This is a genomic window from Amycolatopsis sp. NPDC005961 (assembly GCF_040629235.1).
Classification (GTDB): Bacteria; Actinomycetota; Actinomycetes; order Mycobacteriales; family Pseudonocardiaceae; genus Amycolatopsis; species Amycolatopsis camponoti.
The window spans coordinates 68,099-81,157 of sequence record NZ_JBEXVF010000031.1 but is presented as its reverse complement, the minus strand read 5'-3'; the positions used below and the strand labels follow the sequence as shown (position 1 = coordinate 81,157).

Sequence of the window (13,059 nt, the reverse complement as noted above, 5' to 3'; positions counted from 1 at the left end):
GGGTCAGGCCGGCGCCTCGCCGATCCAGCTGGCCACCTCATCGACGGCCGGTGACGTTCGCGCATCGCGCAGCAAACGGTGCACCGCGCGCACCAGTTCCGGCATTTCGAGCAAGGCGCGCTTGGCCGGCCCGGACGGCAGGGAAAGCCCGAGACCGATCAGCGCCGCGGCGTGCTCCGGATCCTGATCGAGCACGGCGCGGTAGGCGGTACGGGCTTCATGGTCCGAGCCGGCGATCAGCCAGCGGTCACCCTCGAGCACACCCGGCACCTGCGACCACACCTGCGACAGCCGGCGTTCGCCGTCCCGGCCGAACCGGACCCGGATCAGATCGGCACGGGCGTTCGCCCACTCCCCGTCCGAAACGGTGTCGAGACGGCCACCCGACGCCACCCGCGGGCAGGGCTCACCTTCAAGCCAGGTGCGAGCGAGATCCGCGGTCAATTCCGGCTCGGGGCGGATGTGACGGAGCCGCCAGCCGGCATAATGGTCCGCGGCCAGCTTCTCCGCCCAGTGCACTGCTTCAGGGGCGCCTGGTTCGTTTTGCCACGGGCCGAAAACGGTGGCGAGTTCGTCCAGGAACCGTCGTCCCGCGTCGGTCAGCGCGGCGTCGTCCCGGATTGATTCGAGGGTCTGCCATGTCTGCGCGCGCCAGTGAGCGAACTCGAAGGCGGCCAACCGGTCTTCCGGGTGCGCTCGTGACAGCGCGCGCCAGAAGGCCGAAACGCCGAAGAACGCATAGACCCCGTGCACCAGCCCACCGAGCGGGCGTGGGTCTTCCCGCCACGGGGCGTAGAGCCGTTCGGTGCGGTCGTCGTCGTGCAGCCGCGCCAATTGCAACAAGCCGCCAAGTCGGATGTGCTGGAACTCGTGCACCAGAGCCGCGGCGAGAGTGGCGGGCTCTTCAGCCTCGGGCGAGGCGATGACCGCGCTCCCGAACGCTTCGCCGGTCGAAGCGCTGGGGAGCCGGAACGGGACGGCCGGGTTCGGCACGATCGACGTCAGGTCCGCAGGTAGGATCTCCGCGTACTCAGGCAGATGCTCGACGATCAGTCGCCACGCTTCGCCGAGCAGGTCGTGCCAGCCCGACGCTTCGGTCTCCGTCAGCCGATCCGGCGGAATCGGGTGGTAGAGGCCGCGATGCGGGTCCAGGTCGTCGAGGCGCAGCGCCAAAACCCGGCCCTGGGACTCGAAGCGGAATTCTCGGAGGGGGCTCCAGGCCGGCGTATCGGGCGTGGCCTGGGAGCGATCACCGCCGATCGTGAAGGACCCGGCGGACCCGCGCACTTCGGCGGTCGTGAACCCGCCGCCTTCGGCCAACTGGGCGGCGCCCAGCGTCGGCAGCACGACGACGTCGTCCCAGACCGGGACTCGGATGGAGAAGTCCAGGCCCGCGTGGATGGCCGCGGCCGCGGCCAGGGTGTGGAGGTAGCCGTAATGGACCCAGAGCGGGCCTTCGCCCATCAGGTCCTGCTCGATCAAGCGGGTCGTGTAGCCCGCCCAGCTTCCGGTATACGGGTGGGCGATCACCCGCTCCAGCGCGTCCGGGTCGGTTTCCTCGGCCCGGACCAGCAGATCCCAGGCTGTTTCGACGGACGTGAGCGGACCTGTCAACCGTTCGTCCGCCTCGGCCAGGTTCACGAGACCGGACAGCAGAAGCAACCGGCGGCTGCGATCGGCGCTGCGCAGCACGCTCCCGGTGCTCATCCCACCGGCACCGACCGCCAGCTTGTCGAAGCTGTCCCAGGAAACCGAGTGCAGGTCCGGAACGGACGTCACATGATTCTTCGTGTGCACCATGAGCTCTCCGGAGCGCTTTCAGTCGACGCGTTTGGCGCCTTGGCTGCCGCTCGCGGTCACCGGGATGTGAGCGGTCCGGTCCGCAGCGTGACGAATCGAACGACGAAACGCGGCGGGGTCGAGTTTTCGCAATTCCGACAGCGAGAACGCACTCAGGTCGAGGAGTTCGGATTTGATCCCCGGTTGCTCATTGCCATCCGGCGACCGCATGCCGATATTTCCTCTTCCGTAACTACCGAATCGATGGGAACGCGCGTAAGTTATCACGCCGCACATTGCTCCAATAGGGTGGCCCCGGTTAGGCGTTTACGCTGGTTGCAGGGGTTTGCGAGCCACGTCTTGATCGAACGTGTATTCGATACACGCGCCGGCTCGGCCAAGCTGACCAAAATTGGGTACGCAGTGTTATGGATAGGTTGCGCTTGGGTACGACCGGGTGGGTGCAATTCCCGGTTGATTCCACCTTTGCGACGGCAAGGATCTTCTGCGGCTGGGGCTAGTCCTCGATGCCGAGGACGGTGTGCAGCAGCGTCGTCAGCTCGGCTTCGAAGTTCGGCCGCGCAGCCAGCCGGCGGGTGCGGGCCAGGTCGTTCGCGATGGTCAGCGCCGCGTGCACCGTGATCTTCGCTTCTCGCGGGGGCAACTCAGGTCGCACTGACGAAAGCAGCGTCACCCACTGCGCCACGTAGTCCCGCTGCACGCGCAGCAGATCGGCCTTGTCGCGATCGGGCATCGTCACCCGGTCCGCCGAGAACGACACCAGCAGCTCCGGCGTGTGCAGGATCGTGTGCACGTACGACGCCGCCAGCCGGCGCAGGGCGGAAAGCTCGTCGGACGTCTGCAGGGCTCGTTCGGCCGCCAGCGCCAGGCGGTCGGCCGCGCGGTGGCCGATCGCCACCATCAAGGCTGCCTTGCTTGGGAAGTGGCGGTAGACGCTCGGGCCCGCGATGCCCGTCGCCGCTCCGATGTCCTCCATGCTCACGTCGTGGAAGCCGCGCTGGGCGAACAGGCCCGTTGCCGCCGCCAAGACCTGCTCGCGGCGGGAGGGCGTGCCCAAGCTCAGTGCCGAAGAAGGCGATGGTGAAGACGGCGTCGGCAGTGTGGCGTTCAGCACACCCAAGGCCAGTTCGACCAGTAGCGCGGCGAACCGGCGGCGCGCCACCGACGTGTGGTGGACGCTCACGCTGCCGAACACCGACAGCGCCGCCCAGCAGAGCAACTCGGCGTCCTCGGCCGGCAAGTCCGGGCGTCGAGTCATCAGCGCTTTCGACCACGTCGTCAGCGCCAGCGTCGAACGTCGGGCGATCTCGCGCTGGTCCTCTTTGGGGAGATGACGTCCCTCCCAGCGCCACAGCGCCGCGATCTCGCGGCGCTCCACGGCCTGCGCCGCGAGTCGGCCGAGGAGGGATTCCAGCTGGTCAGCGGGCGAAACCGAGTCCGACAGGGCCTCCGCTGTCGCCGCCTCGAGGTCCTCGAAGCCGCTTAGTACGACGTAAGCCAGGATCGCCTGCTTGTCCGCGAAGTGACGATAGATCGCCGGGCCGGTGACGCCCGCCGCGTCCGCTATGTCCTTGATGCCGACTCCGGGGAAGCCGCGCGCGCGGAACAGCTCCGCTGCCACCGCGGCCAGCTGGGCCTTGCGGTCGCGGGGGCGTGCACTACGTACGGAGTCGGTCATGGTGAGTCGACGATAGCGGCTAACGGCACACCCGCAACCCATTGACACCATGGGGTTATCCGGCGATATGTTAATGGCCATTAGCGCTACTGGTCGGTATCATCGGCCAAGGTACGAAGACGTCCCACCCGCTCGCGAGGAGTTGTTCTGTGAGTAGCGAGGCCTACATCTACGAGGCGATCCGCACGCCTCGCGGCAAGAACAAGGGCGGTGCCCTGCACGGCACCAAGCCGGTCGACCTGGTGGTCGGCCTGATCAACGAACTCAAGGTCCGCCACCCGAACCTCGACCCCGCGGTGATCGACGACGTCGTACTCGGCGTCGTCTCCCCGGTCGGCGAGCAGGGCGCCGTCATCGCGCGCACCGCCGCGCTGAACGCGGGCCTGCCCGAGACCGTCGCGGGTGTGCAGCTCAACCGCTTCTGCGCCTCCGGCCTGGAGGCCACCAACACCGCCGCGCAGAAGGTCCGTTCCGGCTGGGACAACCTGATCATCGCCGGCGGCGTCGAGTCGATGTCGCGCGTGCCGATGGGCTCCGACGGCGGCGCGCTCTTCATGGACCCGGCCACCGCGTACGACAACTACATCGTCCCGCAGGGTACCGGCGCCGACCTGATCGCGACCATCGAGGGCTTCTCCCGCGAGGACGTCGACCGCTGGGCCGTCCGCTCGCAGGACCGCGCCGAAGCGGCCTGGTCCGGCGGCTACTTCGCCAAGTCCGTCGTCCCGGTCAAGGACATCAACGGCGTCACGGTCCTCGACCACGACGAGCACCGCCGTCCCGGCTCCACCGTCGAGAGCCTCGGCAAGCTCAAGCCCGCCTTCGCCGGCATCGGCGAGCTCGGCGGCTTCGACGCCGTCGCGCTGCAGAAGTACCACTCGGTCGAGCGCATCAACCACGTCCACACCGGCGGTAACTCCTCCGGCATCGTCGACGGCGCCGCGCTGGTGCTTGTCGGCTCCGAGCAGATCGGCAAGACCTTCGGGTTGACGCCGCGCGCCCGGATCGTGGCGACGGCGTCGATCGGCTCCGAGCCGACGATCATGCTCACCGGCCCGACCCCGGCCACCGAAAAGGTCTTGAAGACCGCGGGCCTCAAGCCCGAGGACATCGACCTGTGGGAGCTCAACGAGGCGTTCGCGTCCGTCGTGCTCAAGTGGATCAAGGACCTGCACCTCGACGAGGAGAAGGTCAACGTCAACGGCGGCGCGATCGCCATGGGCCACCCGCTCGGCGCCACCGGCGCGATGCTGGTCGGCACCGTGGTCGACGAGCTCGAACGCCGCCAGGCGCGCCGCGCCCTGGTGACCCTGTGCATCGGCGGCGGCATGGGCGTCGCGACCATCATCGAGCGGGTGTGAGGACCACAATGGCCGAGAGCAAGACCATCCGCTGGGAGCAGGACTCCGACGGCATCGTCACGCTGACCCTGGACGACCCGAACCAGTCGGCGAACACGATGAACGCCGACTTCCGCGAGTCGCTCGGCGTCACCGTGGACCGCCTGGAGGCCGAGAAGGACTCCATCACCGGCGTCGTCATCACGTCCGCCAAGAAGACGTTCTTCGCCGGCGGCGACCTGAACGACCTCATCCAGGCCAAGCCGGAGAACGCGGTCGAGCTGACCGAGGGCAGCACCCTGATGAAGGGGCAGATGCGCCGCATCGAGCAGCTCGGCAAGCCGGTCGTCGCGGCGATCAACGGCGCCGCGCTCGGCGGTGGCCTGGAGATCGCGCTGGCGACGCACCACCGCATCGCCGCCGACGCCAAGGGCAGCCAGATCGGCCTGCCCGAGGTGACGCTGGGCCTGCTGCCCGGCGGCGGCGGTGTCGTGCGCACTGTCCGATTGCTGGGTATCCAGAGCGCGCTGCTGAACGTCCTGCTGCAGGGCCAGCGCCACCGGCCGCGCAAGGCGCTCGAGCTGGGCCTGGTGCACGAGGTCGTCGACACCGTCGAGGAGCTCGTCCCCGCCGCGAAGGCGTGGATCAAGGCGAACCCCGAGGGTGGCGTCCAGCCCTGGGACGTCAAGGGCTACAAGATCCCCGGCGGCACGCCGTCGAACCCGAGCTTCGCGGCCAACCTCCCGGCGTTCCCGGCGAACCTGCGCAAGCAGATCAAGGGCGCGAACATGCCGGCGCCGCGGGCGATCCTGGCCGCCGCGATCGAGGGCGCGCAGGTCGACTTCGACACCGCGATCCTCATCGAGACGCGCTACTTCATCCACCTCGCCACCGGCCAGGTTTCGAAGAACATGACGAAGGCGTTCTTCTTCGACCTGCAGACCATCAACTCGGGTGGTTCGCGGCCGGACGGCTTCGAGAAGTACACCGCTCGCAAGGTGGGCGTGCTGGGCGCGGGCATGATGGGCGCGGCGATCGCGTACGTGTCGGCGAAGGCCGGCATCGACGTCGTCCTCAAGGACGTCTCGCAGGAGGCGGCCGAGAAGGGCAAGGGCTACGCGGCCAAGATCGAGCAGAAGGCTCTTTCGCGCGGCAAGACCACGCAGGAGAAGTCGGACGCGCTGCTGGCGAAGATCAAGCCGACCGCCGACCCGGCCGACTTCGCGGGCGTCGACTTCGTCATCGAGGCCGTGTTCGAGAGCGTCGAGCTGAAGCACAAGGTGTTCGGCGAGATCGAGAGCGTCGTCAACGCCGACGCGGTGCTGGGCTCCAACACCTCGACGCTGCCGATCACCACCCTCGCCGAGGGCGTGCAGCGCACCGAGGACTTCATCGGTATCCACTTCTTCTCGCCGGTGGACAAGATGCCGCTGGTCGAGATCATCTGCGGCGAGAAGACGTCGCCGGCGACGCTGGCGAAGGTCTTCGACTACACGCTGCAGATCAAGAAGACCCCGATCGTCGTCAACGACAGCCGCGGCTTCTTCACCTCGCGCGTGATCGGGACGTTCATCAACGAGGCCGTCGCCGCGCTGGGCGAGGGCGTCGAGCCGGCGTCGATCGAGCAGGCGGGTTCGCAGGCCGGTTACCCGGCGCCGCCGCTGCAGCTGATGGACGAGCTGACGCTGACCCTGCCGCGCAAGATCCGCAAGGAGACGCGCGAAGCGATCGAGGCCGCGGGCGGCACGTGGAAGGCGCACGCGTCGGAAGGCGTCATCGACCGGATGGTCGAGGAGTTCGACCGCAAGGGGCGTTCGACGGGCGCGGGCTTCTACGAGTACGGCGAGGACGGCAAGCGGACCGGGCTGTGGCCGGGGCTGCGCGACGCGTTCAAGTCCGGCTCGACGGAGGTCCCGTTCGAGGACCTCAAGGAGCGGATGCTGTTCGCCGAGGCGCTCGAGACGGTGAAGTGCTTCGACGAGGGCGTGCTGACGTCGGTGGCGGACGCCAACATCGGCTCCATCTTCGGCATCGGCTTCCCGGCGTGGACCGGTGGTGTCATCCAGTACATCAACCAGTACGAGGGTGGCCTGCAGGGCTTCGTCGACCGGTCCCGTGAACTGGCTGCGCGGTACGGCGATCACTTCGAGCCGCCTGCTTCGCTCGTGGAGAAGGCCGCGAAGGGCGAGATCTACGAATAAGCGCTGAACGTCGAAGGCCGTCACTCCGGTGGCGGCCTTCGTCATTTCACGACCAGATTCACTTCCTCGGCGGCTTCGGTCTCGGTCTTCCAGACGGTGGCGCGGGTGTTGTCGCCGGCGTGGAAGCCGTAGCGGGCTTCGCCCTTCTCGATACCGGTGAACCTGAACGTGAAGGTCCGGTTGTAGAGATCCAGGCCCGCGAGTTGCGGGTCGTCGAGTTTCACCAGCTTCAGCGTGGTGACGCCGATGATTTCGTTCTTCTCGTTCGCGACGGTGACCTGGGCGCCGTCGTCGATTTCGTCGTGACCCGACAGTCCACACGGGTAGCAGTTGTAGCTCACGCTGCCCTTGATCTCGAAGGTCGCCGGGCGGGCCGTGGCGATCGAGACGAGCACCGCGACCGCGATGGCCAGAACTGTGCCCAGGGCGAAGGCGAGGACCGGTCTTCTCGTCAGCAGCCGGGCTGGTGTGACGACTTCGGTTTCGGACATCGACGGCCTCCGTGATCGAACTTCACCTGAGGTCGCGCCACCGAGCCGGGTTGTTGCCGGAGTGATGGACTTGTTACGCGGTTGGCCTGCCCCGCGTTTCCGAGCGGAAGCTGCGCCCGAGTTCCGGGCCCAGCCCGAAGTAGTGCCGGAAGTGGTAGATCAGCGGACTCCACGCCGCCGGGCACGACCGCGGCTGGGGCAGTGTGCAACGCGACATCGGGGCCAGGGTCGGGCTGCTGTCGTCGTTTTCGCCGCGGCCCGAAGTGTCCGGCAAGCTGTCCACCCGGAGTTCGCCGCGAAGCCAACAAAGCGGGTTAATCTCCGCCCATGCGCCGTTCCGTCACGGTGGCACTGGCTGCCGCCTTGTTCGCCTCAGCTTTGACAACGATGTCAGCCGCCGCCGATCTGAGTCCCGCCGACTTCGTTGATCCGCTGATCGGTTCGGCCGGGGACGGGAACACCTATCCCGGCGCTACTGCACCCTTCGGCATGCTCTCCTGGAGCCCGACCAGTACGCGTGGGGACCAGACGAGCACCGGCGCCGCAAACGGCTACCAGTACGACACCACCCGCGTCCGCGGCTTCGCGTTAACGCACGTTAACGGCGCCGGCTGCAACCCCGGCGCCGCGGGTGACGTGCCGATCCTGCCCTTCGCCGGCGACGTCACCTCCTCGCCGACCGCCGACACCACCGACGCCGTCTACGCGAGCAACTTCAGCCACGCCGACGAAGCAGCGTCGCCGGGGCGGTACCGTCTCGGCCTGGCCAACGCCGTGACGACCGATGTCGCGACCACCGAACGCACCGCGATCGGCACCCTGCAGTACCCCGCGGACAAGCCCGCCAGCCTGCTCTTCCGGACGTCGAACTCCCTCAACGGCAGCGAGGACGCCGAGACCCACATCGACGCGCAGCACGGCAAGGTCACCGGGTCCGTCCTCACCGGCGCCTTCTGCGGTCGCCGCGCGAACGGCGGCGTCAACAACCGCAAGTCCTACTACCGCCTGTACTTCACGGCGCAGTTCGACCGGCCCGTCACCGGCACCGGGACGTGGAAGGACGCGACACTCCAGCCCGGCGGCACCGACCAGACCGGCGGCGAGGGCTACGCGACCGGCAAGGACCGCGCCGGACGTGGCTCCGGCGGCTATGTCACCTTCGCGCCCGGCAGCAAGGTCACCATGCGGATCGCGATCTCGTACGTGTCGCTCGAAGGCGCGGAACGCAACCTCCGCGCCGAGCAGCCGGCCAGGTCCACTGTGGACAGCATCGCGAACAAGACCAAGCAGGCCTGGAACTCCGAGCTGAGCCGCGTCGATGTTCAAGGCGGCACCGCCAACCAGCGGATCGTCTTCACGACCGCGCTTTATCACGGCCTGCAGCAGCCCAACCTCGTCAGCGACGTCGACGGTCAGTACCTGGGGATGGACCGGAAGCCGCACCGCGTCGAACGCGGGCAGGACGCGCAGTACTCGAACTTCTCCGGCTGGGACCAGTACCGCGCACAGATCCAGCTGCTCGCGCTGCTCGAACCGCGCGTCGCCGGGAACTTCGCGCAGTCGCTCTACAACTACGCGAAGCAGAACGACGGCGTCTGGGACCGCTGGGTGCACGTCAACGGCGCGACGCACGTCATGACCGGCGACCCGTCGGCGGCGACGATCGCGACCTTCTACGCGATGGGCGTCCGCAACTTCGACTACCGCGGCGCGTTCGACTCGCTGTACAAGCAGGCGACGGTCCCGCGTCCGGAGGGGCTGCAGGACGGCGGCTGTCCCGGGCAGTGCGTCGGCCAGCGCCCGAACCTCGCGCAGTACCTTACGTCGTACTACGCGCCCAACGACGTCTGCCACTGCTGGGGCGGCGCCGCCGAGACGCTGGAAGACGCGGTCGCCGACTCCGCAATCGGACATTTCGCGGAGCAGCTCGGCCGCTCTCGCGAAGCCGCGGAGATGCGCGCTCGAGGGGCTTACTGGCTGAATGTGTTCAACCCGGGGACCGGGTACATGCAGGCCCGGAACGTCGACGGCGGCTGGGTGACACCGTTCGACCCGGCGAGCGACCGCGGCTTCGCCCAGGGCAGTGCGGCCGCCTACACCTGGATGGTCCCGCAGGACGTCTCCGGCCTAGCCGACGCGATGGGCGGCAAAACCGCCGCGGTCACCCGGCTCGATGGCTTCTTCCACGACGCGAACGGCAACTGGCAGCTCAAGGGCGGCGGCCCGCTCAAGTATGACCCGACCAACGAGCCCGACATCCACGCGCCGTGGCTGTACAACGAACTCGGGCAGCCGTGGAAAACACAGGAAACCGTGCGGCAGCTGGTGAACTCCGTCTACGCGACCGGACCGTCGGGGCTGCCCGGCAACGACGACCTCGGCACGATGTCCGCCTGGTACGTCTTCGCCGCGCTCGGCATCTACCCGCGGACGCCGGGTTCGGGTGACCTGTTGCTCTCGAGCCCGCTGTTCCCGAGCGCGGTGATCCGGCCGGCGGGTGGCGCGCCGATCCGGATCACGACGTCGGGCAGCGGAAAGTACGTCCAGGACGTCCGCCGTGGAGGCAAGCCGCAGCGCGACTGGAAGGTCGACGCCTCGTTCCTGCGCGGCGGAAGCCTGGACTTCCGCCTGTCCGAGACCCCGACCGCCTGGGGGAGCTGAATTCCGTGAAGGGCACCTTCATGGCGGTGAAGGTGCCCTCCGGCGGCAATTCAGGAGCGCGGTTCCAGCGCGAGGTGCGGCAGCCGGTGGTCCAGCCACCGCGGCAGCCACCACGCGCGTTCCCCGAACAGCCGCATGATCGCCGGGACCAGCAGGCACCGGATCACCAACGCGTCCAGCAGCACCGCGACCGCCAGGCCGAGGCCGAACTGCGCCAGCATCCGCGACGGGTCCAGCAGGAACGCGCCGAACACCAGCACCATGATCGCGCCGGCCGCGGTGATCACACCGCCGGTCGACGCGAGACCTTCGCGCACCGCGAGCCGCGCGTCGCCGGTGCGCCGCCACTCCTCGTGCATGCGCGACACGAGGAACACCTCGTAGTCCATCGACAGCCCGAACACGATCGCGAAGATCATCACCGGCACGAACGCCTCGATCGGGCCGGGCTGGGCGCCGAACCAGCCGTCGCCGAAGACCAGCGTCATGACACCCAGCGAAGCGCCGATGCTCAGCAGGTTCAGCAGCGCGGCCTTGAGCGGGATGAGGATCGAGCGGAACACGACCATCAGCAGCAGCGCGGACAGCCCGACGACGACCAGCACGAACAGCGGCAGCCGGTCGGCGACGGCGCCGGCGAAGTCCGTCGCGGCCGCGACCGAACCGCCGACCAGGTAGTGGCCCGGCAGCGTCGGCAGGACGTCGGTGCGCAGGCGCGTCACCAGTTCGGCGGTCGCCGCGTCCTGGGGTGACGTCGTCGGGAACGCGAGGACGGTACCGTTAACCGGCGTTAACACGCGCGCGACTCCGGGCGTCTCGGTGAGCTTCTGCTGCAGCGCGACGGGGTCGCCGTCCTCGGTGACGATCGCGAGCGGTCCGCTGAAGCCCGGCCCGAAGCCCTCGGCCAGCAGGTCGTACGCCTGCCGCGTCGTCGAGCCGGCCGGGTCGGTGCTCGCGTCGGCGAACCCGAGCCGCATGCCCGCGGCCGGGATGGACAGCCCGACGAGGAGAACCAGGCCGATCGCGAGCGGCGCCAGCGGACGCCGCTGGACGCCGTCGGCGAGTCGTCGCCACCAGCGGCCGTGCTCACGGCGGACGGCGTGCTTGCGGATGCCGCGTTCGAGCCGCTTGCCGAACAGCGAGAGCAATGCGGGCAGGAGCGTCACGGACGCGAGCATCGTCATCAACACGGTGAGCGCGACGGCCACCGCCACCCCGCGCAGGCCACCCAGCCCGAGCGCGAGCAGGCCGAGCAGCGCGATGATCACCGTCGTCCCGGCGAACAGGACCGAGCGGCCGGCGGTGTCGAGCGCCCGCCGCGCGGCCGTGTCACGGTCGTGGCCGGCGAGGATTTCGGTGCGGTAGCGGGAAAAGATCAGCAGTGCGTAGTCGACGCCGACGCCGAACCCGACGAGCATCATCAGCGGCGAGGTGTAGCTCGCGATGTCGACGTAGTGCGAGACGACCGTGATCACGCCAAGCGTGCTGCCGACGGCGAACACCGCGGTGAGCACCGGCAGCCCGGCCGCGAGCAGCGACCGGAACAGGAACACGAGGATGACCAGCGCGGCGAGCAGCCCGACGCCTTCCGCGGGGCCACCACCTTCCGAGATGCGCTCGACCGGGTCACCGGCCAGCGCCACCTCGACGGGGCCTGCCTGCTTCGCCGTGTCGGCGAACTTGACGATGTCGTCGTACGGGAGGTCGGTCGAGGCCGCGTCGAAGGTGACGGTCGCGTAGCCGATCCGGCCGTCGGCCGACAGCGTCTCGAACGGCCCGGTCACCGACCGCACGTGCGGCTGCAATCGGACATTTCCCAGAGTGGTTTCGACCGCGGCACGCTGCGTCGCGAGCCCGTTGTCCTCCTTGAACACGATCTGCGCGCTCGCGCCGGACTGCGCGGTGTTCTTCAGGAGGTCGACGACCTGTTGGGACTCGGTGCCCGGCAGCGAGTTGTCGTCGTGGAACGCGCTGCCGGTGAGGCGGGAGGTGACCGTGACGCCGATGAGGACCAGCGCCCAGAGCGCGACGGCGAGCCACCGGTGGCGCTGCGCCCAGCCGGCCACGCGGGCCAGCGTTCCCCCGGTGGGGCGAGTGATGGTGTCCATGGGGACAAGGATTCGCCGCGGGGGCACTGCTTCGCGTCGAGCGGCGGAGGACACTTGACGTGCTCCCGGCGGTGTCCCTTAAGGCGATTCCCGTACACCCGGGGGAGTACGGCTAGGGGGTGAGCCACCTCGGCGTCACCGCGCCGGACTCGTAGGCGAGGACGACGAGCTGCGCGCGGTCGCGCATGCCGGTCTTCGTCATGATGCGGCTGACGTGCGTCTTCGCCGTCGCGGGACTGAGCGTGAGTTCGCGCGCGATCTCGTCGTTGGACAAGCCGGCCGCGACCAGGGAAAGCACTTCGCGTTCGCGGTCGGTGAGCCGGTCCAGCGCCGGAGCCGGCGACGGACGCGTGACGCGCGCGGCGAACTCCGAGATCAGCCGCCGGGTGATCGACGGCGCCAGCAACGCGTCGCCGCGCGCGACCACGCGCACGGCGTGGATCAGCTCCGCGGGCTCGGTGTCCTTGACCAGGAACCCGCTCGCGCCCGCGCGCAGGGCGCCGTAGACGTCTTCGTCGAGGTCGAACGTTGTAAGAATGACGACCTTACTGTGTACGGCAGGGTCTTCGAGCAGGTGCCGCGTGGCGGCGAGGCCGTCGAGCACCGGCATCCGGATGTCCATCAGCACGACGTCCGGGCGGTGGTCGTGCGCGGCCTGCAAGGCCTCGCGGCCGTCGGCGGCTTCCGCGACGACGTCGATGTCGGCCTCACCGTCCAAAATGGACCGGAAGCCGGCGCGGACCAGCCGCTGGTCATCGACGAGCAGGACCCGGATCATCG

The 13,059-nt window shown here is 68.8% G+C and carries 9 protein-coding genes; 3 read left to right on the top strand and 6 right to left on the bottom strand.

Annotation, left to right across the window (positions count from 1 at the left end; genetic code table 11):
• Window positions 1-3 precede the first annotated feature (3 nt).
• The 3 genes from ABZ342_RS26250 to ABZ342_RS26240 form a co-directional block, all read right to left on the bottom strand.
• On the bottom strand, window positions 4-1,800 hold the full coding sequence (locus ABZ342_RS26250; RefSeq protein ID WP_360477989.1) for an HEXXH motif domain-containing protein: 1,797 nt from the start codon (window positions 1,798-1,800) through the stop codon (window positions 4-6).
• A gap of 18 nt (window positions 1,801-1,818) precedes the next feature.
• On the bottom strand, window positions 1,819-2,010 hold the full coding sequence (locus ABZ342_RS26245; RefSeq protein WP_360477986.1) for a hypothetical protein: 192 nt from the start codon (window positions 2,008-2,010) through the stop codon (window positions 1,819-1,821).
• Window positions 2,011-2,296: 286 nt separating this feature from the next.
• Window positions 2,297-3,478, bottom strand: coding sequence for a TetR/AcrR family transcriptional regulator (locus ABZ342_RS26240; RefSeq protein WP_360477983.1), 1,182 nt, complete (start codon window positions 3,476-3,478; stop codon window positions 2,297-2,299).
• A gap of 149 nt (window positions 3,479-3,627) precedes the next feature.
• On the opposite strand from ABZ342_RS26240, the gene ABZ342_RS26235 reads away from it, so the two are divergent.
• Window positions 3,628-4,839 (top strand): acetyl-CoA C-acetyltransferase, encoded by a 1,212-nt coding sequence (locus tag ABZ342_RS26235; protein ID WP_155541188.1) that lies wholly within the window; start codon window positions 3,628-3,630, stop codon window positions 4,837-4,839.
• An 8-nt stretch (window positions 4,840-4,847) separates the two neighbouring features.
• Window positions 4,848-7,019 carry a 3-hydroxyacyl-CoA dehydrogenase NAD-binding domain-containing protein gene (locus ABZ342_RS26230; RefSeq protein WP_360477979.1) on the top strand — a complete coding sequence of 724 codons (2,172 nt, stop codon included), beginning with the start codon at window positions 4,848-4,850 and terminating at the stop codon, window positions 7,017-7,019.
• A gap of 41 nt (window positions 7,020-7,060) precedes the next feature.
• On the opposite strand, the gene ABZ342_RS26225 is transcribed toward ABZ342_RS26230, so the two are convergent.
• A complete protein-coding gene (locus tag ABZ342_RS26225; RefSeq protein WP_360477976.1) occupies window positions 7,061-7,510 on the bottom strand; it encodes a hypothetical protein in 450 nt (149 codons plus the stop codon).
• 327 nt (window positions 7,511-7,837) lie between these two features.
• Between ABZ342_RS26225 and ABZ342_RS26220 the strand changes: the two genes are divergently transcribed.
• Entirely contained in the window at window positions 7,838-10,171 is a 2,334-nt protein-coding gene (locus ABZ342_RS26220) for a GH92 family glycosyl hydrolase (protein WP_360477973.1), read from the top strand.
• Window positions 10,172-10,221: 50 nt separating this feature from the next.
• Here the strand turns inward: ABZ342_RS26220 and ABZ342_RS26215 are convergent, their stop codons facing one another.
• The gene (locus ABZ342_RS26215) at window positions 10,222-12,279 is read right to left on the bottom strand and encodes an MMPL family transporter (RefSeq protein WP_360477970.1); all 2,058 of its coding nucleotides are present in this window, start codon (window positions 12,277-12,279) and stop codon (window positions 10,222-10,224) included.
• Window positions 12,280-12,391: 112 nt separating this feature from the next.
• Window positions 12,392-13,057, bottom strand: coding sequence for a response regulator transcription factor (locus ABZ342_RS26210; protein WP_360477967.1), 666 nt, complete (start codon window positions 13,055-13,057; stop codon window positions 12,392-12,394).
• Between the last annotated feature and the right edge of the window lie 2 nt (window positions 13,058-13,059).

Bases quoted from the DNA above. Each gene is read 5' to 3' on its own strand.
- ABZ342_RS26250 (WP_360477989.1), bottom strand. From the start codon at position 1,800: ATGGTGCACACGAAGAATCATGTGACGTCCGTTCCGGACCTGCACTCG.
- ABZ342_RS26245 (WP_360477986.1), bottom strand. From the start codon at position 2,010: ATGCGGTCGCCGGATGGCAATGAGCAACCGGGGATCAAATCCGAACTC.
- ABZ342_RS26240 (WP_360477983.1), bottom strand. From the start codon at position 3,478: ATGACCGACTCCGTACGTAGTGCACGCCCCCGCGACCGCAAGGCCCAG.
- ABZ342_RS26230 (WP_360477979.1), top strand. From the start codon at position 4,848: ATGGCCGAGAGCAAGACCATCCGCTGGGAGCAGGACTCCGACGGCATC.
- ABZ342_RS26225 (WP_360477976.1), bottom strand. From the start codon at position 7,510: ATGTCCGAAACCGAAGTCGTCACACCAGCCCGGCTGCTGACGAGAAGA.
- ABZ342_RS26220 (WP_360477973.1), top strand. From the start codon at position 7,838: ATGCGCCGTTCCGTCACGGTGGCACTGGCTGCCGCCTTGTTCGCCTCA.
- ABZ342_RS26215 (WP_360477970.1), bottom strand. From the start codon at position 12,279: ATGGACACCATCACTCGCCCCACCGGGGGAACGCTGGCCCGCGTGGCC.
- ABZ342_RS26210 (WP_360477967.1), bottom strand. From the start codon at position 13,057: ATGATCCGGGTCCTGCTCGTCGATGACCAGCGGCTGGTCCGCGCCGGC.